The following is a 19084-nucleotide window of genomic DNA, read 5'->3' on the forward strand; positions in this document are numbered from 1 at the left end:
TCGGGTTTCACGATGTGAGCTTGTCGACCGGGGCGAGGGCGGTGCCACAGGCGCAATGCCCCAGCTCCTTTCAACCCGGGAGAAGACCGGAGAGGCCGCCAGCTACGGCAGCAAATCGAAGCGAGGTTCGACGCGGTATCAGGCCTGTGCAGGGACAGTCGCGCCGGCGCGCCGACGTTTCAACATCGAGAGAATGGCGATCGAAAGTGTTGAGGCGACGCACAGCCACGCGAAGAGATTGCCGATCCGCGTGTAAAGCGTCGGGCCGGGGCCGAGCGGAAGGTCCGTGACCACCATGGTTAGGCCCGCCGGCGCATCCTTCTTCATGGCGACGACACGGCCTTGCGCATCGCTGGCGATCACCAGGCCACGGTGCGCGGGACGAATCATGGCGAATCCGTTTTCGACGCCGCGCATGATGGCCATTCGCCCGTGATGCCAGCCGTCGACGCCGAAGTCGCCCGCCGGCACGCCTGCCAGCCGGGCGCCGTTCGCTGCATCGGAGCGAATGGTGCTGGGGAAATCCATGTCTTTGCAGATCTCCATCGCGAATCCGTCGGCCAGGGACCCGGAGGTGTGGCCGGGCGAGTAGCGCTCTTCAAGCCCCGGCACGGGATGCCGCTTGTCATAGCGCTGCGTCGTTCCCGTGGGGTCGAGTGCAACCGCGAAATCGGCTGGCGGGTGATCAGAATTGAAACCGGCAATGATCCGCGCTCCGGTTTCCCTGGACGCGGACGCAAGCGGCGCAATGATGGCCGACTGCGCCTCAGGCATCGACGCCATGCCGCCTTCCGACGTCACGATGAAACGGGCGCCCTGGCGAGCCGCCTCGCGGATTTCCCCTGCGTAGGCTGTCGTCACCGCAAGAGCGTCCGGCAACGCATGCGCGCGCCAGGCGTCGGCTACAATGGATTCATCGACGATGCCTGCCACCCGCACGGTGGAAGGCTGAGGGTAGGCCAGACGCGCGAGCCCGAACGCCAAGTTCGCAGCGCAGATCGCAACGCCCAGGGCGACGGCGGCGATGGCCTCCCGCTGGGCGCGCAGTGCCAGGGCAAGGGTGTTGGCGAAGAGGCAAATGAGGAATGTGACGGCGTACATTCCGAGGAGCGAAGCGCTCTGAATCAGGACGGGCGCCGACATCGTGCTGTAGGCAAGCGAGCCGTAGGTGCCGTTCGGCGACGGAAGCTGGCTCAGGAATTCGCATGCCGTCCAAAATGCTGGAAACGCGAAGAGTGTGGCGAAGGGATGCGCCCTATGGTGTACAAAGCGCGCGAACCAGATGGCGGCGCAAAACATGCCGACGTAAAGCAGCAAGACAGGCCCGATGATGAAGAGCGGCGGCACGTAAGGCAGTTGCAGAATATAGCCGCCGCTTGCCAGGATCGCGGCGCCGCTCGCCGCCATGACCTGCCACATCGGCTGCTTTCCGTAAGCCAGCCACAAAAGCGGCACCGGTGCGAACCATGCCAGCACCCATATGTCGTCGAGGCCCTGTGACAGGTAGAACATCGCGCCGCTCAACAGCGCAACCAGGATTGCGATCATCTTGTTCTCCGAGCGGATTCGAATGAAGCGAGATATTGGTGAAGGGCCGTCCGGTAGAGCGCCTTGAACTGTGTCTCGCTCGAAAAGCGGTTGGCGCGATGCATCGAGACGAAGCCTTGACCGAGCGCCGCCAGCGCCAGGGCGATTTCGAGCGCGGGCGTGTCTCCGATGCGTCCCTCTGCCTGCGCCTCTTCGATGCGCTTCATGATCATGGCCAACACGGGCGAGCGGCCGGCTGCAAAATCGTCTGGAAAACGGCGCGCCTCGGGAGCGGGCAGGAAGAATGCCGCGTCGAACCGGTGGGGCTCCGTGATGGCGAAGTCCAAGTAAGCTTCGCCGAGCTCCTCTAGCCATTCCATCGGATTGGATGTGCCGATGGCGCGCGCCCGATCCTCCCAGGCCAGAAGTCCGTCCTCCATCAGAGCGTTCATCAGAGCGTCCTTGTCGGCGAAGTGACGGTACATCGCCATCGTCGACATCCGCGCGCTCTGCGCCACTTTGCGGATGGTGACTCCTGAGATTCCGTCTTGTTCGAGCACGGCTTTGGCTGCCGCAAAGATCCGGTTCATAGTCATGTGTGCTTTGTACACGTATTTGTGTGCAATGTACACAGGGCTGAAGTCCTACCGGAACGCGGGTTTTGGACGAGGCAAACGCGGGCGGCATTATTTCAGTCGAAAAGCCCGTGCACCGCAGAGCATGATTCAAGTCGATAGAAGGACTTAGATGCCCCAATTTTTGGCCTTGCTTAGTGAGCCTGGGTTGGGGCGGTGCATCTCGGCCTTTGCTGCCGTTGCTGTCGGAATTTGAACGCGATCTCATCCTTTTGGCAAAGTAGGGCGCGCATCGGCAAGCTGTGTGTGTGCGCATAACAATGATCATGCGAGTGCAGCGAGGAGGTATGTCGCACTTGGAAATAGAATGTACCCCCGCTACATCCATTGTGGCGGAGGAGTTGGAATGTCTTCTGTCTGGCAAAGTAGAAATGTCCGCTTGGCCGCCACGCGGCACAACGACCAGCCACGATCTGATCGGCTGATCCGGTTGCAAGATCAGATCGGGGCGGGTGATAATTACGCCCCTTCGGCTTTAGCTTTGAGACTATCCGATCGATATGTCACTCCGCAGCTTGTCGCCGCGACAGCGCTTTCTCCCGCCGCGCAATCACCGCCTGATCACTCATGAAGTCCTTCCGCCGGCCTGGCCCACGAGCACGTTTGACGTAGCCATTCTTGTCGCTGTTGCTCTTCACCTTCGGCTTGTCCTGCTGCTCCTGGCGCTCCTTGATATAGGCAAGAACATCACCCAACCGCTTGTTCTCGGTGATCGCCGCATGCGTCACCCGCTGATCCTTGTCGAACACGGTGTAGGGCAGGGAATACCCCTGCCAACGCACCTCCAGCCGACCGTCCGCATAAGCATAGGTCTCGACATAGCGACCCACCAGACCGCGCGTCACCTCGGTCTCCTCCAGCATGATCCGCTGGCGCTCGAACGAAAACGTCAGCTGCGATCCGACATAACGCTGCTCGCGCTTACACAGGATCTCCGTCAACCGATCCGGCGCCAGATTCAGTGGCCGGTGCAGGTTGTCCGGGCGGGCAGGGACGATTGCAAATCGCGCATTGTAGTCCTCCATGAAGCCCGGCAAGAACGCATTGCCAGCCTCCATGGTGTCGATGCCAGAAAGCCTGAGCTCCTTGACCAGCCGGTCCTGCAGCGTCCGGTTCATCCGCTCGACCCGACCCTTGGCCTGGCTCGAATTTGCACAAAGAATCTCAATGTTTAGTTCCGAGAGTGCCCGCCCGAACTGCGTCATGCCCTGGCCACCCTTGGCATCCTTCTTCGCCACCCGGAACACCGAGTGCTTGTCCGAATAAAAGGCGATCGGTGCGCCGTGCCGCTTCAGATAGAGCTCCAGCGCCTCGAAGTAAGTGAAGGCGCTTTCCGAACGAACAAAGCGCAACTGCATCAGCTTGCCGGTCGCATCGTCGACGAACACCAGCAGCGAACACGGCGGTCCGCGGTCCTCGAACCAACGGTGCTCGGAGCCGTCGATCTGCACCAGCTCACCATAGGCTTCGCGCCGCAGCCGCGGTTGATGAAACGTCCGCCGCTGCTTGCGCGACAGCCAGAGGCCGGCATCCACCATCCAGCTTCGAAGCGTCTCGCGTGACACCCGCAAGCCATCGCGCTCGGCAAGCTTCTCGGCCGCCAGCGTCGGCCCGAAATCCGCATAGCGCTCACGAACCAGCGTCACCGCGTAATCGCGAACGCCATCACAAATCCGATTGTTCGACGGCCGGCCGATCGCCTTGTGCCGGATCGACGCCGCACCGCCAGTGCTGATCCGATCCAGAAGACGACGGACCTGGCGCGTGCTCAGATCAAGCACATGCGCCGCCGACACCAGCGTCATGCGGCCGGCGATCACCTTCGACAAAATCTCGATCCGCTGCAGATCGCGCTCGCTCATCGCAATCAGTCCCATCCGCAATCTCCCAGGTCATCAAAAACCCGGGGAGAGTGACATTCCAACTTTGCAAAAACAGGACACTTCAACTTTGCGGCTACATCCATTTATCAGATAAGATAGATTATGGAACTAAAACCGATATCAGCTTTGCGCTTAGGCAGAGGATTTTCGATGTCATTCCAGATAGTTGGCGAGATTCTCCAACGTCGATTTCAAGCCCTCGTCGTGGTCTTCCTCGCTGATCCCGTACGGAACGTTCTCGCAAATTATCGTGACGTTTGTGCCGGCTGATACTTCGGCCAAGGACCAGGTCATGATCATCGTCCCGCTAAATGCCGCATCGTCGGATTCAAAATCCACCGCCTGAACGATACGTTCGTCAGGAACGATTTCGAGAAACCGGCCGGAAACGATATCGGTATGCTCGGACGACTTTCCAGGCGTCGAATGATCCAGCGCATTGTAGCTCAGCGCAAGTCGATAGCTGCCGCCTTGGCGCGGCTCAAACGCTATGATGCGGCCCGTCATGCCCTTGGGTGGAAGCCAGGAGATCAAGGCCTCGGGATTGATAAATGCTTGAGAGATTGCTCGCGGCTTTGCGCGGATAACTCTGGACGCCGTGTCGGTACGCTTCGCGCCGGAAATCTTGTTCATCGCATCCTCCTTTGCATTGTCCCCGGACAATCCGAAGGACGCAGCCGGCGCTGGTTGCGGCCTTCAGCTTGCCTTGATGCGGATTACCTTTGCCCCGATCTTTTCCGCCAGCAGCGTCGGATTGCAGACGAAAATGCTGTCCGGCCGTCCGGCGGCACACCAGACCTGATCGTAAGCCAGAAGATGTTCGTCGATGAAGACCGGCAGCTCGACGAGATGGCCGATCGGGCCGACGCCGCCGATCGCGAAGCCGGTTTCGTCGCGTACGCGGTCGATATCGGCGCGTTTCAGCCGAATTCCATAGGTCACCGCAATGTAGCCCGTATCGGCATTATGCGCGCCGGAGACGAGAAGCAGCGTTAGTTGGTACGTATCGGCATTGACGAAGACCAGCGATTTGACGATCTGTCCGACGACGCATCCTGCCGCTTTCGCCGCCTCTTCCGCCGTTCGCGTCGATTGCTCCATGCGCTTGATCGAGATGTCGAGACCCAGATTGCGCGCCGCAAGTTCGACGCGTTCGAGGCTCGAAAGCTTCCGGCCGTCTTCGCTCATAGATCGTCATCCTCCACGTCGAGCTCGATCTGCATCTGATCGTAAGCCGGCTCGACATGGTCGGGCGTCTCCGCCAGCACGGTCTCATAATCGAGCGGCGTATGCATGTGGGTCAATATGGCATGCTTCGGCTTCAGCCGTTCGATCCAGCCGAGCGATTGCTCCAGCGACAGGTGGCTCGGATGCGGCCGATATTGCAGGGCGTCGATGATCAGGACGTCGAGATTTTCAACTCTTTCTATCGATTCCGGCGGGAAGTCGCTGATATCGCTGCAATAAGCAAGTTTGCCGATACGGAAGCCGAGCGAGTGGATGTCGCCATGGACCTGCTTGTGCGGCCAGAAGCGGATCGGCCCGCCTGCCCCGTCGATGGTAAAGCTTTCTTCCATGCTTTCTATCAGCACCGGCCGGACGATCGGTGGATAGCTGCTTCCGGGCGGCGTTTCCAGGCAATAGCGGAAGCCCTCGCGGATGCGATCCATGGTCGGTGGATCGGCGTAGATCGGGATGCGCTCATTCGAGATGTGGAAATAGCCGCGCAGATCGTCGATGCCGTGAATATGGTCGGCATGGGCGTGGGTATAAAGCACCGCGTCGATGGAGCTGACGCCGGCATGGATCATCTGTTCGCGAAAATCCGGGCCGGTATCGATGACGACGGTGGTGATGCCGCCATCCGGCGCGATCTGCTCCACGAGGAAGGCCGCGCGCGTGCGGCGGTTCTTGGCGTTCCTGGGATCGCAGGCACCCCAATCGCCTGTGATGCGCGGCACGCCCGGCGACGAGGAACAGCCCAGTATGGTGAAGCGCCGCCGATGTGTCACGCCATCAGACCTTTGTCATCTTGGAGAAGCAGCGGAAGGCGTTCGCCGTAGTGATTTCGGCGATCTCGCCCATGCTGACGCCGATCGTATCGGCCAGCACTTCGGCGGTATTGACGACGTAGGATGGCTCGTTGCGTTTGCCGCGCCAGCGCTTCGGCGCCAGATACGGCGCGTCGGTTTCGACCAGCAGCCGATCATGCGGGATCGTCTTGGCGATGTCGCGCAGTTCCTCCGACTTCGGGAAGGTCAGGATGCCGGAAAAGGAAATATAGCCGCCCAGTTCCACGCCTGTGCGGGCAAGGGCAGGGCCGGCGGAGAAGCAATGGAGGATGAAGGGGAAAGCCCCCTTCCCTGTTTCTTCGGTCAGAATCGCGGCCATGTCCTCGTCGGCGCTGCGGCTATGGATGACCAGCGGCAGCTGCGTTTCGCGCGCGGCCGCAATATGGCGCAGGAAGCCTGTCTTCTGGTCCGCTGGATTGACGGTATCGTAGAAGTAATCGAGACCCGCCTCGCCGATTGCGACGATTTTCTCGTGCTGATTTGCCAGCCGCACGAGATCCTCGGTCTGGATGTCCAGCTCCTGATCGGCGCTGTTCGGATGCGTACCGACCGAGCAGAAAACCGACGGATAGCGCTCGGTAAGCGCAAGCAATCCATCGAGCTTCCTGACCTTGGTCGAGATAGTGACCATCTGCTTGACGCCGACGTCGTGGGCGCGCGCGACGATCGCGTCGCGCTCCTCCTCGAAATCGGCAAAATCCAGATGGCAGTGCGTGTCCATCAGCATGGAAAACCTTATTCGGCAGTCGGTGCGACATAGCGCGGGAAGACCGGCTTCGGCGCTTCCAGCGGCGTTCCGGCAATGAGGCGGCCCGCCTCACCGAGCGCCGCGAAATCGCGCCTGTCGGCCGGGATGGCGATGAGATCCAGCAGCTTGCCCGAGGATTCCGGCATGAAGGGCTGCAGCAGAATGCCGATCTGGCGCACGACATCCGCCGTGACGTAGAGCACGGTCGCCATGCGGGCAGGATCGGTCTTCTTCAGCGCCCAGGGCTCCTGGCTCGCGAAATAGCGGTCGGTCTCGGAGACCACTGCGATGATTGAGGCAAGGGCGCGATGGATGAGCTGCTTGCCCATGTCTTCGCGCGTCGAGGCGAGCAATCCATCTGCCTGCGCGAGAAGCGCCTTGTCCTCGTCGGTCAGCTGACCGCATTCGGGGATCTGGCCATCGCAATTCTTGACGATCATCGACAGCGAGCGGCTGGCGAGGTTGCCGATGCCATTGGCAAGGTCGGAGTTGATGCGCGTGCCGATCGCCTCTTCGCTATAGCTGCCGTCCTGGCCGAAGGAGACTTCGCGCAGGAAGAAATAGCGCACCTGGTCAAGGCCGAAATGGTTCACGAGGTTGACCGGATCGACGACGTTGCCGAGCGACTTCGACATCTTCTCGCCCTTGTTGAGCAGGAAGCCGTGGGCATAGACGCGCTTCGGCAGCGGCAGCTTCGCCGACATCAGGAAGGCCGGCCAGTAGACGGCGTGGAAGCGGATGATGTCCTTGCCGATGATATGCAGGTCGGCCGGCCAGTATTTCGCTCTCGGATTGTTCCGATCTTCGAGGTAGCCCGTTGCGGTCAGATAGTTCGTCAGCGCGTCGACCCAGACATACATCACATGAGCCGGGTCGTTCGGCACCTTGATGCCCCAGTCGAACGTAGTGCGCGAGACGGAAAGATCCTTCAAGCCCGACTTGACGAAGGAGATGACTTCATTGCGGCGCTCAGCCGGTCCGATGAAGTCCGGATTTTCCTCATAATGCTTCAGCAGCTTGTCCTGGTATTCGGAAAGCTTGAAGAAATAGCTTTCCTCCTGCACCCATTCGACGGGCGTGCCCTGCGGTCCGTAGCGCACGCCATCGGCGCGCAGCTCGGTTTCGTTTTCCTGGTAGTAGGCTTCGTCGCGCACCGAATACCAGCCGGCATAGGAATCCTTGTAGATGTCGCCGGCATCGGCCATCAGGTTCCATATGTTCTGCGAGGTTTCATGGTGACGCGGCTGCGTCGTGCGGATGAAGTCGTCGTTGGACGAATTCAGCAGCTTGCCCATCGCCTGGAATTCGTCGGAATTGCGATTGGCGAGCCGCTGCGGTTCCAGGCCCTCGGCGCGTGCCGTCTGCTGCATCTTCTGACCGTGTTCGTCCGTCCCCGTAAGGAAGAAGACGTCGAGCCCATCCAGGCGCTGGAATCGCGCCATGGCATCGGTGGCAATCAGCTCATAGGCGTGGCCGATATGTGGCTTGCCGTTGGGATAGGCGATTGCGGTGGTGATGTAGAATGGGGTCTTTTCGGTCATATCGGGCAAGGGTCCGTTTTTACGGTTGCGTCTTTATCATGCGTGCTCCGCTCGCTTTAGCGCATGTTTGCCGGGAGCGAAACACCAAGTTTCGCGGGTGCAACATTCCAATGTCCGGAAGCGGGCGTTGCTTGACTCACTCCCGCCTCACCTTTACCCCTTCGAAGGATCGGAGTGCAGGACAGGGATGGCCGTGAATTTGAGAGAGTTTTTTTTGAGCCTGTCCGGCGGCTTCAAGAGGCCGCTGCCTTGAATTTGATCAGTTCCTATCAGCCGCTTTATTCCTTTTCCGGCTTCTTTGTCGGCATGCTGGTCGGCATTACCGGCGTTGGCGGCGGGTCGCTGATGACGCCGTTGCTGGTGCTGCTGTTCGGCGTCCATCCCGCGACCGCCGTCGGCACCGACCTGCTTTATGCCGCGATCACCAAGACGGCTGGAACGGCCGTGCACGGCATTCACGGGCGCGTCAATTGGAGGGTCGTCGGGCTGCTGGCTTCCGGCAGCGTACCGGCGGCTTTGGCCATGCTCTGGATCATGGCCGGCGTCAATCGCGAAAGCCCTGCGGTCGCTCATGCCATCACCCTTTCCCTCGGCTGTCTTCTGCTTCTGACGGCGCTCATGCTGATCTTCCGCGGGCAGATCCTCGAAGCCATACGGAAATGGCGAGGCGAGCGCGGGACGCTGGCGCCGCGCACCATTGCACTGATGACGATCGTTCTTGGTCTTGCGCTCGGCACTCTCGTGACCATGACCTCGGTCGGAGCCGGTGCGCTCGGCGTCACGGTGCTGCTGGTTCTCTATCCGCAAACCGATGTCCGCGAGATTGTCGGCTCTGACATCGTCCATGCTGTGCCGCTGACCCTGATCGGTGGCATGGGTTATTGGTTTATCGGCGAAATCAATTGGTCGATGCTGTTTGCTCTGCTGGTCGGATCCATCCCCGGCATCGTCGCAGGCAGCCTGCTGGCGCCGCGCTTGCATGAGCGGTCCGTGCGCCTCATCCTTGCCGTTACGCTCGCCATCGTCGCCTGGAAGCTGATCCTTCCCTGACGCCACTGCAGGAAATGGGCGTCGCGGCTGCTGCTCAGATCTGCCTCATCAACCTATGCTGATAGCTGTTGCTTGAGCTCGGCGAGAATGGTGATGAGGGTCTGCTTCCGATCGAGATTGTACGCCTGCGATATGTTGATGCGCTCGGTGGTCTCAGAATGGAGACGGGCCAGTCGTTCGGCTGCGGTAACGGAGCCGTCCAATGCTGCCGCCCTCGCGCGCTCGGTGATGTCGTCGCCGATATGCGAGAGGAAGAAGCCGAAGATCGTGTCGCTGTCCTTGCCGGAAAGCGCGTCGGCGAGGCGGTGCATCGCCCTGCGGGCAGCCGGCCCGTCGGCCGAAAGCACCTGCCGATAGGCGTCGATGATCTCGCAGCCGCCATAATTCAGGAGCTTGAGCGCCTCGCTGACGCTGCCCTTGGCCGCTGCCAGCAATTCGCTCCCCTGCCCGGGCGGCACGCCGAGATTTTCGAGAGCGGAACGCAGGGCCGTGTCTCCCAGCGGCGCGAGTTTCAACGGCAGGCAACGCGAACGGATCGTCGGCAACAGCCGGCCCGGCGCATGCGAGAGGACGAGGAACAGCGCGCGCTTCGGCGGCTCCTCGAGGATTTTCAGGATGGCATTGGCGGCGTTGCGGTTGAGGTCGTCGGCTGGGTCGATGATGACGATGCGCCAGTTGCCGGTCCCCGAGGTCTGCGAAAAGAACTTTCCGGCACGTCGCACCTCATCCACGGTAATCGCAGACTTCACCTTGCCGGTCTTGTCGTCGACGGGACGGGACAGATGCAGCAGATTGTGGGACGCCCCGCCGGAAATCTGCCGACTGATGACGGAAGCCGGGTTGGGATCTGCCATGATCTCCGGCGCGGACGATGGATCCGGGTGCGAAAGAACGTGATTGGCGAAGCGAAAGGCGAGCGTCGCCTTGCCGATCCCTTCCGGTCCTTCGATCAGAACGGCGTGATGGCCTTTGCCCGAGCGATAGGACTGGGCGAGGAACGCTTCCGCCTCCTCATGGCCGAAGAGCTTGGGATTGTCCTGCGGCGGAATTGCGCCGTCGAGAACGCCTGGCCGTTCCTCGCTCATTGCGCCGCTTCCGGTGTCTCGGCACCAATATTTGCTGAAGGCCCGAGCCGCTGGTCGACGATTACAGCAATTTCCTCGGCGATCTTGTCTTCCGTACGCTGCGCGTCGATGACATGGCAGCGTTCCGGCTCGCGCGCCGCGATATCGAGAAAGGCCTCCCGGCGCTTCTCGTGGGTCTGCAGCTCTTCCTTTTCGAAGCGATCCGGTGCAGCGACCGCAGCTGCGCGTTTGCGCGCCCGTTCGAGCCCGATCTCGGCGGGAATGTCGAGGATCAGGGTACAATCGGGAACGACGCCGTTGACGGCAACCCTCTGCAAGGCCTCGATGTAGTCGGGTTCGAGATTGCCGGTCACCCCCTGGTAGACGCGCGACGAATCCATGAAGCGATCGCAGAGGACGATGGTGCCGCGCGCCAATGCCGGACGGATGATTTCCTCGACATGATCATTGCGCGCCGCGGCGAATAGAATGGCCTCCATCCGCGTGCCGAATATTTCAGCGGCTCCGGACAGCAATACGTGGCGGACAGCTTCGGCGCCCGGAGACCCACCCGGCTCGCGTGTCACAAGCACGTCGTGGCCGCGTTCGCGCAAGCGTTCCGCCAGTCGGCGAATCTGCGTGGATTTACCGGCCCCTTCCCCGCCTTCGAAGCTTACGAATAATCCGTTTGCATCAGCCAATGATCATGTCCTGCACTTGTCGCCTGCCTGCCGCTTGGCAAGCGAAACCTATCCTGTTTAACCCAAGACATGCCGGCGTGGAACCGTGCATATATCGGTGCATCCCATTCTATATGGGGTGTGAACAGGGATTTCGCGAGCCAGACGCTCCCTCAGCTCGGCAAAGGCTTGTCCCAGAGCCAGGAGAACAAGAGGGATTCGGTCAATTCCATGAAGGCGTCGAGGGCGCGGCGGCCGAGCGTGCCCCGAGCGATCGATTCCTTCGTATAGAGCGGCAGTTCGCGAACCAGCCGCGCGCCCAGGAATACGCGAAGCGTGCCGGCCGCATAGCCTTCGGCCACGGGTGCCGTCAGCGGCCAGCGATAGACGATTCGTGCCGACAGGCGGTCAGGAGTATCGGCGGGAACATAGACGTCGACCGGGGTCTTGGCCAATAAACCGACCGTGGATTGCGCGCCGCCATAGACGCTGGCATCGCCAATCACCTCGCCTGCTGCGAAAATGCGCTGGCTCTTGAAATTGCTGAGGCCCCATTCGAGCACGCGCCGTGTTTCCTCGGTCCGGTCCTTGTCGCTCTTCAGGCCGCCCAGCGCCAGAAACAGCCTGCGCCCGTCGCGCTCCACGGAAGCGACGATCGAGAACCCCTCGCCGTCCGCAAAGCCGAGCCCAAGGCCATCGATGCCGATATTGAGCAGCAGCAGCGGGTTCTTGTTGCGCTGATAAATCTTGTTCCAGGTGAAATCCGCCTGGCCGAAATATTTGTAGAGATCCCGATGCTTCTGCTGCAGGTCTTGGGCCAGGGTGACCAGTTCCCGCATGGAAACCTTGCCGCCGCCGGTGGGGTTCTCGGCATCGGGCAGGCCCGTGGAATTCGTAAAGGTAGCCCGCGCCATGCCGATCTCGCGCGCCCGCGCCGTCATGCGGCGGCCGAATTCGCGCTCGCTGACCGACATGCCCTCAGCCAGCACGATGCAGCCGTCATTGGCCTGCTGCACGGCGACACCCTGGATCAGATCGCCCACCCGCACGCGCGACTTCAGCGCGGCAAACATCGTCGATGCGCGCGATGGTGCGCCGCCGGTGCGCCATGCGTTTTCAGAGACGGGATATTCCGTATCGAGCGAAATCTCCCCTCGCCCCACGGCATCGAAAACGACGTCCAGCGTCATGAGCTTTGCAAGCGAGGCGGGCGAGATCGGTTGATCCTCGCTTTTCGCCAGGAGGATGGTGCCCGTGGAGGCCTCGATCATGAATGCTTGCGCGGCTTTCGTCTCGAAAGCGCCAGGAGTGGCCGGCTGCGCTTCGGCGATTGTGCTGCCGATCCCGATGAGAAAGAGGAGCAAAAGAATCAAGCGCTTTGGCATACCGTCCTCTCAATCCGAACACCGGCACGATTATTTTAGTGACGGGTTAAGATTCAGGCAATGACGCTGATCAGTCCGTCTGCGTCGTGCCCTGGTGCTGGCGGCGATAGGCCGAGAGGATCGACTCCTGCGTCAAGCCGTCGTTGCGCACCATGACCGCATCGAAGGCGAGGTCGACATACACGGTCTTGACCGAAGTATTCTGATAGGCGGCGGCGGTGGAGCTCAGCGATTGATCGCCAAGGCTTGCCAGGCGATGCGTGAAATCCGGTCGCTCATAGGGGATCGGTCCGATCTGCGGCAGAACGATCGTTCCAGGCGCAGCCGATTCGACAGCCGGCATGGCGCCGCCATTCCACATCATCGGAGGTGGGTTGTTGCTCTTGCCGCGAGTATAGCCGGCATCCGGCGTCGAGCCGGAGAAAGCCGTGGCGGAATAGGGAGACTGGCGCGGAATCGGCGCAATCGCGGGCGTCGCATCGAAGCTGCGCTGCTGGCGGCTTGCCCGCAAGGGCGTGCTTGAGTCAGGCAATTGATCCGCGGTGATGCGGCCAGCCGAAGCAACCATCACGCCGCTGGCGATTTGGCCGCCCGGATTGACGCTGGGCAGGCGCGAGCCCTTCGGAATGTAGGAGGCCATCAGATAGGGATCGTCATGGCCGTCCATGCGGGCGCGGCCGACATATTGCACGCGCACGTCACCTGTGCCGCTGTGCTGCAGATCGAGCATCTGCGCCGTCTTGTTGGAAAGGTCGATGATGCGGCCGGGATGATACGGGCCGCGATCGTTGACGCGCACGATGATGGAGGAGCCGGTTTCGACATTGGTGACGCGAGCATAGCTCGGGAGCGGGAAGGTCGGATGCGCGGCAGTCAGCGATTGCTGATCGTACACTTCACCATTGGCGGTCAAACGGCCGTGAAAGGCAGAGCCGTACCAGGAAGCGATACCGACCTTGCTATAGCCGAAATCTTCCTTGGGATAATACCACTTGCCCTTCACCTGGTAGGGATTGCCGACCATGAAACGGCCGCCACCCTTCGGCACCGGACCGTTGTTAACGACGCGAGGGCTGGCCTTCACGCCATATTCCTTTTCGGAGAAATATTCCTTGCCGTGCTGACGCTTGGTCGGCGCTTTCTGAGTTGTTCCGCAGGCCGTGATGGTTGCGCACATCAGCGAGAGAGCAAACCAACGCATACCCGTTGCGTATGTCATCGCACGATTTTCGAATTTCATCTGTCCCACGCCGCTACTCATTACTCTGACGGAGGTCTGCTACAACCGGCACATCCCTCTTCCGGTATCCCGCTACGCCTCAATCACCTAACGGTACTTTAATCATGATTGTAGTTTGGCGATTTTGCGATGCAAATTGAGCGCACAGCAGAAATTCTGAAGATCGTGGTTAATGAATAGTAATGCGCCAGCCATCTCCCGCGTTGCCCAGAATAGCACTTGCTGCCGTCTTTCGATCGTCATCGCGGGTCCCATGTCGAGACAGATAAGAGCGAATTCTTGTCGTTGCCGGTATGTGGACGGACAGGAATCGAACTAGCGGTCAGCCCCTTGTATCAAGGCGCATCAGTATTTCATCTGGTAGACATCCCTGCGCTTTGCCTGGTCGACCATCAATGTGCCGTTGCGCTCGCTATGTGCCGCAGCTTGTCCGGGTTGCGCGTACAATAGATGGCAACCACCTTTTCCTGCTCGATCTGCAGCGCGGTCGTCTGTACGACGTCGCCGCCTTCTATGGTGAGGAAGCCCGGCAGACCATCGATGAGGGCATAGCGGATCAGTTGCGAGGGCTGCACGAGGAAAAGCCGCGCCATCTGCTCATGACGTCGCATGACCGCATCGAGCCCGATGAGCGGCTGCCGCGACGCCGGCACCTTGCCGCCGCCATCGGCATAGGCGACGACCTCTTCCGAGAGCATGGCGCGTAGCGCGGCCATATCGCCCGTTCTTGAGGCGGTGAAGAATGCTGCAGCGAATTTTAGCCCCTGCTCCTTTCCTATGGCGAAGCGAGGCCGGGCATCGACGATATGCGCTCTCGCCCGGCTCGCCAGCTTGCGGCAGGCAGCTGCCTCGCGGCCGATCGCTGACGCCACTTCCTCGAAATCCATGCCGAACACGTCATGCAGCAGAAAGGCGGCGCGCTCAAGCGGCGACAGGCGCTCCAGCGCCATCATCAGCGGCAGCGTTACGTCGTCGGCAGCGTCATCATCCTGCGGATCGAAGATCGGCTCAGGCAGCCAGGGGCCTACATAAGTCTCACGCTGACGCCGTGCCGATTTCAGCTCGTTCAGGCAAAGTCTGGTGACGATGGTGCGCAGGAACGCCATCGGCGCGCGAACCGACGCATGATCGCTCGCAAGCCAGCGCAGCCAGGCTTCCTGCACGATATCTTCGGCGTCGGCGACCGATCCGAGCATCCGGTAGGCAAGCCGGACAAGGTGCGGGCGCAGCTCTGAGAAGATCGGATCGGCTGGCGTTTCGGTCATAGCGTTGCAAGAGCGAGTTGAGAAGGAGCGGCGGCGACCTGGCGGCCGCGAACGAATTGTAGCGTCGTCAACGCCACGCGTCGCCCCAGGTAGCGTGCCGTGGCGAGATCGGATTCGGGCGGCGCAGTCTCCGGGCCTTCATCGGTATTCGCCTGGGCACCGGCGCCGAGCCAGAAGCCAAGCCGGTTCATATCCGCTTCCGAGCCGGTTGACGAGCAGTTCGCCGGTGGCAGGTCGAGGCCGACCCAATGCATTCCGTGCTGTGCGGCAAAAATTGCCAGCTGGATGAGCGTCGATAGTTTGTCACCGGAGCGAGACCCTGACGTGGTGAAGCCGGCGGCGATCTTGTCCTTCCAGAGAAAGCCCTTGGCGAGGACGGCGCTCGACGTCATTTCCTGGAATGCTTTGAAGGATGCCGAGACTGCGCCCATGTAGGTCGGCGAGCCGAAAATGATCGCCTCGGCGGCGTGAAGATCGTCCCAGTGCCGCTCGACTTTATCAACAGACAGCAGCATGGCCTCTACCCCGTCGACTTGGTCTACCCCTGCCCCGACCGCTTCGGCCTGGCGGCCGGTGTGTCCGTAGCCCGTGTGATAGACGATTGCGATGCGTTGGCGGATCATTGTTGTCTCCCTCGAAAATGGTGTTGCGAAGGGTAAGACAAGGCACAGGTCCCATCTGTGACATGCGCGATCGATTTTTCTGCCGATAGTGGGCTCACGCGCCCGTGATGCAGCGCTCTTTCGCACTGGAACGGCGTAAGGCTATGCTTACTCTTGAGGGGCCGCCTTCGTACGGCGTTACAAATGGAGTGGCCCGACCGCTGGAGACGGCCAGGCCACATTTGCCAGGTCAGGGGTCAAAGCTGACTGAAGCACGCCAACAATAAGTCGAGCTTACTTTTTGTCAATAATGCTTCATATCGGGGCGCACTGCGCCCGCGTTGCCTGATCAGGCGTAAGGCGTGCCGCCCAGTGCGGCTTTCTGGCCGATAGCCCCTTTGTCGATGATAGCGAGAAACGCGTCTCTGGCTTGCTTCGTGTCCCGCTCTTGCCGAAAGGTCTGATGCGCCTGGATGAAGGCGACTGTCCATGTTGCCAGAAGGAGACCCGCCGCCAGTCTGGCATCCGGATCGGCAGGCCGCCGCCCTATGCATTCGGATAGCGCCAGCGTGACGAGTTGCGCGATCTCGTCGCGTATCGCCCTCACCCTTGCCTTTAGCGTTTCGCTGCCCTCGATCGTCTCTATGAAACCTTGGCTGCGGGCGGAAAAGTCGACGGCTGGGTGTTGTTCCGCAACGAGCCGATGAGCGAGCAGACGGTATGCCTCGATCGGAGCGATGCCGGCACCGCGCTGCCGCAAAGCGTCGCGCAGCAACTCCCGAGCCTCCTCGTCGCGATCGAAGAACATGTCCTCCTTGCGCGGGAAATGATTGAAAACCGTCATCCGCCCGACATCGGCGGCGGCCGCGATCTCGTCCACAGTCACATGGTCGAAGCCACGCTCGAAGAAGAGGCGCGTGGCGATGTTGGAGATGTTTTGCCGTGTGGCGAGGCGTTTACGGGTTCGGCGGTCGAGTGGCGTTGTCATGACGCCATCGATAGCAGGAATTTTATACTGAGTACATATTTGTCGTTGACATACAGTTTCCCAGCCCGTAATTAGAGATTGTACTTAATACATTTTCGTACTCGATATGAATAACCGGGCGGCCTCAGACCGGTCATTAGTGCATTCGAGATCGATGAACCGTATGCCGGCCCCGGTCAGGTGCGGATAGCCGTGCACGGGCCTCCGAAAGGCCTATCCCGGCTGCATATCAAGCAAACCTTTCCGCTCGAACGGACGGCGAAGGCGCAGGAAGTCTCCGCCCAGTGCCGCGTCATGGGCAAGCCAGTTATCTCCATGGATCGAAGCCATCATGAACAAGCCTCTAGTCGTTATCTTCGCCGCGATCGGCCTCGACGCCGTCGGCATAAGCCTCATTTTCCCCATTCTCCCGCGGCTTCTTGAGGATGTGACCCACTCCCGGGATATCGCCTCCTGCATCGGGATCATGACTGCGCTTTACGCCGCCATGCAGTTTGTCTTTGCGCCGGTGCTCGGCGCGCTCAGCGACAGTCTTGGCAGGCGCCCCGTATTGCTGATCTCGCTTGCGGGGGCAGCGATCAATTACCTCATCATGGGCTTTGCCCCGCAGCTTTGGATGCTGCTGCTTGGCCGCGCCATTGCCGGCCTGACCAGCGCCAACGCGTCGGTGGCAACCGCCTATATCACCGACATTTCGTCCGAGAACGAGCGCGCCCGCCGCTTCGGCCTGCTAAGCGCCATGTTCGGCATGGGGTTCATCATCGGACCGGTTCTTGGCGGGTTGCTCGGCGATTACTGGCTAAGGCTCCCCTTCATCGCAGCCGCTATTCTGAACGGCTGCAATCTGTTGCTGGCTTTGTTCGTCCTGCCCGAATCGCACACTCCGTCGCGCCAGAGAATCGATCTGACTGTCCTCAACCCACTGCGACCCCTTCGCTGGATCTTCTCGATGAAGCGGCTTCTGCCCATCGTCCTCGTCTATTTCATCCTGAGCGCCACCGGCGAGGCCTATGGCACCTGCTGGGCGCTGTGGGGCTTCGACACCTTCCGATGGAACGGCCTCTGGATCGGCCTTTCTCTGGGCGCGTTCGGCATCTGCCAAACGCTGGTTCAGGCACTCCTGCCAGGCCCCGCGACCAGGCTGCTCGGCGAACGATGGGCCGTTGTCGTCGGGATCGCCTGCGCCTGTGCCGCCCTCGTCACCATGGCCTTTGCCAGCCAAGGCTGGATGATTTTTGCCATCATGCCGATCTTTGCGCTCGCGGGCATCGGCACGCCGGCATTCCAAGCCCTCGCCACCCGCCAGGTCGATCCGTCCCGCCAAGGCGAACTGCAGGGCGTGCTCACCTCGGCCACAAGCCTGGCCTCCATCATCAGCCCGCTTGCATTCTCGACATTCTACTTTGTCGTCCAGAAGGATTGGCCCGGCGCCATCTGGCTCTCGGTGGTCGCCATTTACATGGCCGCCGTCCCCTTGGTCCTGCTCGGCACCCGGACCGCACGCGCAGCGCAGCTTGCGAGCGCTTGACCCTTTGCAATTGATCTCAGCATATGCGCGGCAGCCCGGTTGACGCTTCGCCCCGAATAGCGGTAAAGCGAGCCAACCACTTCTCACAAGGCCCCGTGCCGTCGTGACAGGAAGAGTGTCCGAGTGGTTTAAGGAACCGGTCTTGAAAACCGGCGTGCGGGAAACCGTACCGTGGGTTCGAATCCCACCTCTTCCGCCATATATTATTGATTTTATTGTGTTTTTCCGAGAAATCCGTCTAGAATTCAACCGTTGTCATAACTGCAAAATTGGTAGCAGTAGTCGAGCGAAACGCAACCACCGCCAAAGGCTCGCGCCCAGCCATCAAAACACGGTCGCCCCGTGAGGCATACCGACTGAGGAGCAAATCGACATTAGGCTCTCGCCATCTGCCAGGCGCTCACATGTTGCGTGCGCAATCTTGCGCGCGAAATCGGATGGTCTACCGATCATTATTCTACTCACGACTGTTGCAGTGGCAGTATCAAGTACCCACATACTTGCCACCATAAGCTGCATATGATTGCTCTCGCTGATTTCAATTGGGGGAAATGCGATGCCGATTCCGGCGCTGCCGCTCTTACTCCCAACGGTTCTCACAAGCGGCGGACGCTGAGGGACTAGAAATGCTAAGAGTTTTGACAATCGTCTTTCGGTGTGTTTGGGCATTCGCCATAATCGCGATCGCCGTAGGATTCGGTGCAGCATGGGGCTGGCATAAGCATGGCCTGGTTGCGGCGATCGCGCTGGGGTTTGTTGGTCTCGCGGTTAGCTGGCCGTTCGCATATTCGCCTACGGCGTTCTTTCAATTGCTGCTCGAAATGCTAGCCGGCATGGTGTGATGATCGTTCCGAACGCTGCAGCTGGTATGCAGCT

At 60.6% G+C, this 19084-nt stretch carries 18 protein-coding genes and 1 tRNA gene; 3 read left to right on the top strand and 16 right to left on the bottom strand.

What is annotated here, in order from left to right; translation table 11 throughout:
- Window positions 1–138: 138 nt before the first annotated feature.
- From RHSP_RS15925 to metG, 8 genes are all read right to left on the bottom strand, one after another.
- On the bottom strand, window positions 139–1548 hold the full coding sequence (locus tag RHSP_RS15925) for a nitrilase-related carbon-nitrogen hydrolase (protein ID WP_037152304.1): 1410 nt from the start codon (window positions 1546–1548) through the stop codon (window positions 139–141).
- Window positions 1545–2123, bottom strand: a complete 579-nt coding sequence (locus RHSP_RS15930) for a TetR/AcrR family transcriptional regulator (RefSeq protein ID WP_081615322.1) — start codon at window positions 2121–2123, stop codon at window positions 1545–1547. Before RHSP_RS15930 ends, RHSP_RS15925 begins: the two co-directional genes overlap by 4 nt.
- A 542-nt stretch (window positions 2124–2665) precedes the next feature.
- Window positions 2666–4039, bottom strand: coding sequence for an ISNCY family transposase (locus tag RHSP_RS15935; protein WP_004126408.1), 1374 nt, complete (start codon window positions 4037–4039; stop codon window positions 2666–2668).
- 159 nt (window positions 4040–4198) lie between these two features.
- Window positions 4199–4678, bottom strand: coding sequence for an SRPBCC family protein (locus RHSP_RS15940; protein ID WP_004118993.1), 480 nt, complete (start codon window positions 4676–4678; stop codon window positions 4199–4201).
- A gap of 63 nt (window positions 4679–4741) precedes the next feature.
- Window positions 4742–5233, bottom strand: a complete 492-nt coding sequence (locus RHSP_RS15945) for a YbaK/EbsC family protein (RefSeq protein WP_004118995.1) — start codon at window positions 5231–5233, stop codon at window positions 4742–4744.
- Window positions 5230–6057, bottom strand: a complete 828-nt coding sequence (locus RHSP_RS15950) for an MBL fold metallo-hydrolase (protein ID WP_037152312.1) — start codon at window positions 6055–6057, stop codon at window positions 5230–5232. Before RHSP_RS15950 ends, RHSP_RS15945 begins: the two co-directional genes overlap by 4 nt.
- Window positions 6058–6061: 4 nt before the next feature.
- On the bottom strand, window positions 6062–6844 hold the full coding sequence (locus RHSP_RS15955) for a TatD family hydrolase (protein ID WP_037152315.1): 783 nt from the start codon (window positions 6842–6844) through the stop codon (window positions 6062–6064).
- 8 nt (window positions 6845–6852) lie between these two features.
- Window positions 6853–8406 carry a methionine--tRNA ligase gene (metG, locus tag RHSP_RS15960; RefSeq protein ID WP_037152318.1) on the bottom strand — a complete coding sequence of 518 codons (1554 nt, stop codon included), beginning with the start codon at window positions 8404–8406 and terminating at the stop codon, window positions 6853–6855.
- 249 nt (window positions 8407–8655) lie between these two features.
- Between metG and RHSP_RS15965 the strand changes: the two genes are divergently transcribed.
- Entirely contained in the window at window positions 8656–9456 is an 801-nt protein-coding gene (locus RHSP_RS15965) for a sulfite exporter TauE/SafE family protein (RefSeq protein WP_004119001.1), read from the top strand.
- Window positions 9457–9509: 53 nt separating this feature from the next.
- On the opposite strand, the gene RHSP_RS15970 is transcribed toward RHSP_RS15965, so the two are convergent.
- The 7 genes from RHSP_RS15970 to RHSP_RS16000 form a co-directional block, all read right to left on the bottom strand.
- A complete protein-coding gene (locus RHSP_RS15970) occupies window positions 9510–10541 on the bottom strand; it encodes a DNA polymerase III subunit delta' (RefSeq protein WP_004119003.1) in 1032 nt (343 codons plus the stop codon).
- Complete coding sequence (tmk, locus tag RHSP_RS15975; RefSeq protein ID WP_004119008.1) at window positions 10538–11221, bottom strand: dTMP kinase; 684 nt, start codon at window positions 11219–11221, stop codon at window positions 10538–10540. The genes RHSP_RS15970 and tmk overlap by 4 nt, the downstream gene beginning before the upstream one ends.
- Before the next feature lie 152 nt (window positions 11222–11373).
- A complete protein-coding gene (locus RHSP_RS15980; RefSeq protein WP_004119011.1) occupies window positions 11374–12585 on the bottom strand; it encodes a D-alanyl-D-alanine carboxypeptidase family protein in 1212 nt (403 codons plus the stop codon).
- A 70-nt stretch (window positions 12586–12655) separates the two neighbouring features.
- Window positions 12656–13825 carry a septal ring lytic transglycosylase RlpA family protein gene (locus tag RHSP_RS15985; protein WP_037152321.1) on the bottom strand — a complete coding sequence of 390 codons (1170 nt, stop codon included), beginning with the start codon at window positions 13823–13825 and terminating at the stop codon, window positions 12656–12658.
- Window positions 13826–14217: 392 nt separating this feature from the next.
- Window positions 14218–15090 carry a sigma-70 family RNA polymerase sigma factor gene (locus RHSP_RS15990; protein WP_004119017.1) on the bottom strand — a complete coding sequence of 291 codons (873 nt, stop codon included), beginning with the start codon at window positions 15088–15090 and terminating at the stop codon, window positions 14218–14220.
- Window positions 15087–15713, bottom strand: a complete 627-nt coding sequence (locus RHSP_RS15995) for a flavodoxin family protein (protein ID WP_004119020.1) — start codon at window positions 15711–15713, stop codon at window positions 15087–15089. The genes RHSP_RS15990 and RHSP_RS15995 overlap by 4 nt, the downstream gene beginning before the upstream one ends.
- A gap of 328 nt (window positions 15714–16041) precedes the next feature.
- Window positions 16042–16680 carry a TetR/AcrR family transcriptional regulator gene (locus RHSP_RS16000; RefSeq protein WP_004119021.1) on the bottom strand — a complete coding sequence of 213 codons (639 nt, stop codon included), beginning with the start codon at window positions 16678–16680 and terminating at the stop codon, window positions 16042–16044.
- 331 nt (window positions 16681–17011) lie between these two features.
- Here RHSP_RS16000 and RHSP_RS16005 point away from each other — a divergent pair, with 331 nt between their 5' ends.
- The gene (locus RHSP_RS16005) at window positions 17012–18208 is read left to right on the top strand and encodes a TCR/Tet family MFS transporter (RefSeq protein ID WP_004119024.1); all 1197 of its coding nucleotides are present in this window, start codon (window positions 17012–17014) and stop codon (window positions 18206–18208) included.
- Window positions 18209–18317: 109 nt separating this feature from the next.
- Window positions 18318–18407 (top strand) — tRNA-Ser (locus RHSP_RS16010).
- A gap of 125 nt (window positions 18408–18532) precedes the next feature.
- Here the strand turns inward: RHSP_RS16010 and RHSP_RS36025 are convergent.
- Entirely contained in the window at window positions 18533–18916 is a 384-nt protein-coding gene (locus tag RHSP_RS36025) for a terminase small subunit-like protein (protein WP_420820095.1), read from the bottom strand.
- Window positions 18917–19084: the final 168 nt, after the last annotated feature.

Source organism: Rhizobium freirei PRF 81 (genome assembly GCF_000359745.1).
Lineage (GTDB): Bacteria > Pseudomonadota > Alphaproteobacteria > Rhizobiales > Rhizobiaceae > Rhizobium > Rhizobium freirei.

Excerpts from the sequence above, each read along its gene's own strand:
- RHSP_RS15925 (WP_037152304.1), bottom strand. The coding sequence starts at position 1,548 with ATGATCGCAATCCTGGTTGCGCTGTTGAGCGGCGCGATGTTCTACCTG.
- RHSP_RS15930 (WP_081615322.1), bottom strand. The coding sequence starts at position 2,123 with ATGACTATGAACCGGATCTTTGCGGCAGCCAAAGCCGTGCTCGAACAA.
- RHSP_RS15935 (WP_004126408.1), bottom strand. The coding sequence starts at position 4,039 with ATGGGACTGATTGCGATGAGCGAGCGCGATCTGCAGCGGATCGAGATT.
- RHSP_RS15940 (WP_004118993.1), bottom strand. The coding sequence starts at position 4,678 with ATGAACAAGATTTCCGGCGCGAAGCGTACCGACACGGCGTCCAGAGTT.
- RHSP_RS15945 (WP_004118995.1), bottom strand. The coding sequence starts at position 5,233 with ATGAGCGAAGACGGCCGGAAGCTTTCGAGCCTCGAACGCGTCGAACTT.
- RHSP_RS15955 (WP_037152315.1), bottom strand. The coding sequence starts at position 6,844 with ATGCTGATGGACACGCACTGCCATCTGGATTTTGCCGATTTCGAGGAG.
- metG (WP_037152318.1), bottom strand. The coding sequence starts at position 8,406 with ATGACCGAAAAGACCCCATTCTACATCACCACCGCAATCGCCTATCCC.
- RHSP_RS15970 (WP_004119003.1), bottom strand. The coding sequence starts at position 10,541 with ATGAGCGAGGAACGGCCAGGCGTTCTCGACGGCGCAATTCCGCCGCAG.
- RHSP_RS15980 (WP_004119011.1), bottom strand. The coding sequence starts at position 12,585 with ATGCCAAAGCGCTTGATTCTTTTGCTCCTCTTTCTCATCGGGATCGGC.
- RHSP_RS15985 (WP_037152321.1), bottom strand. The coding sequence starts at position 13,825 with ATGAAATTCGAAAATCGTGCGATGACATACGCAACGGGTATGCGTTGG.
- RHSP_RS15990 (WP_004119017.1), bottom strand. The coding sequence starts at position 15,090 with ATGACCGAAACGCCAGCCGATCCGATCTTCTCAGAGCTGCGCCCGCAC.
- RHSP_RS15995 (WP_004119020.1), bottom strand. The coding sequence starts at position 15,713 with ATGATCCGCCAACGCATCGCAATCGTCTATCACACGGGCTACGGACAC.
- RHSP_RS16000 (WP_004119021.1), bottom strand. The coding sequence starts at position 16,680 with ATGACAACGCCACTCGACCGCCGAACCCGTAAACGCCTCGCCACACGG.
- RHSP_RS16005 (WP_004119024.1), top strand. The coding sequence starts at position 17,012 with ATGAACAAGCCTCTAGTCGTTATCTTCGCCGCGATCGGCCTCGACGCC.
- RHSP_RS36025 (WP_420820095.1), bottom strand. The coding sequence starts at position 18,916 with ATGCTGCACCGAATCCTACGGCGATCGCGATTATGGCGAATGCCCAAA.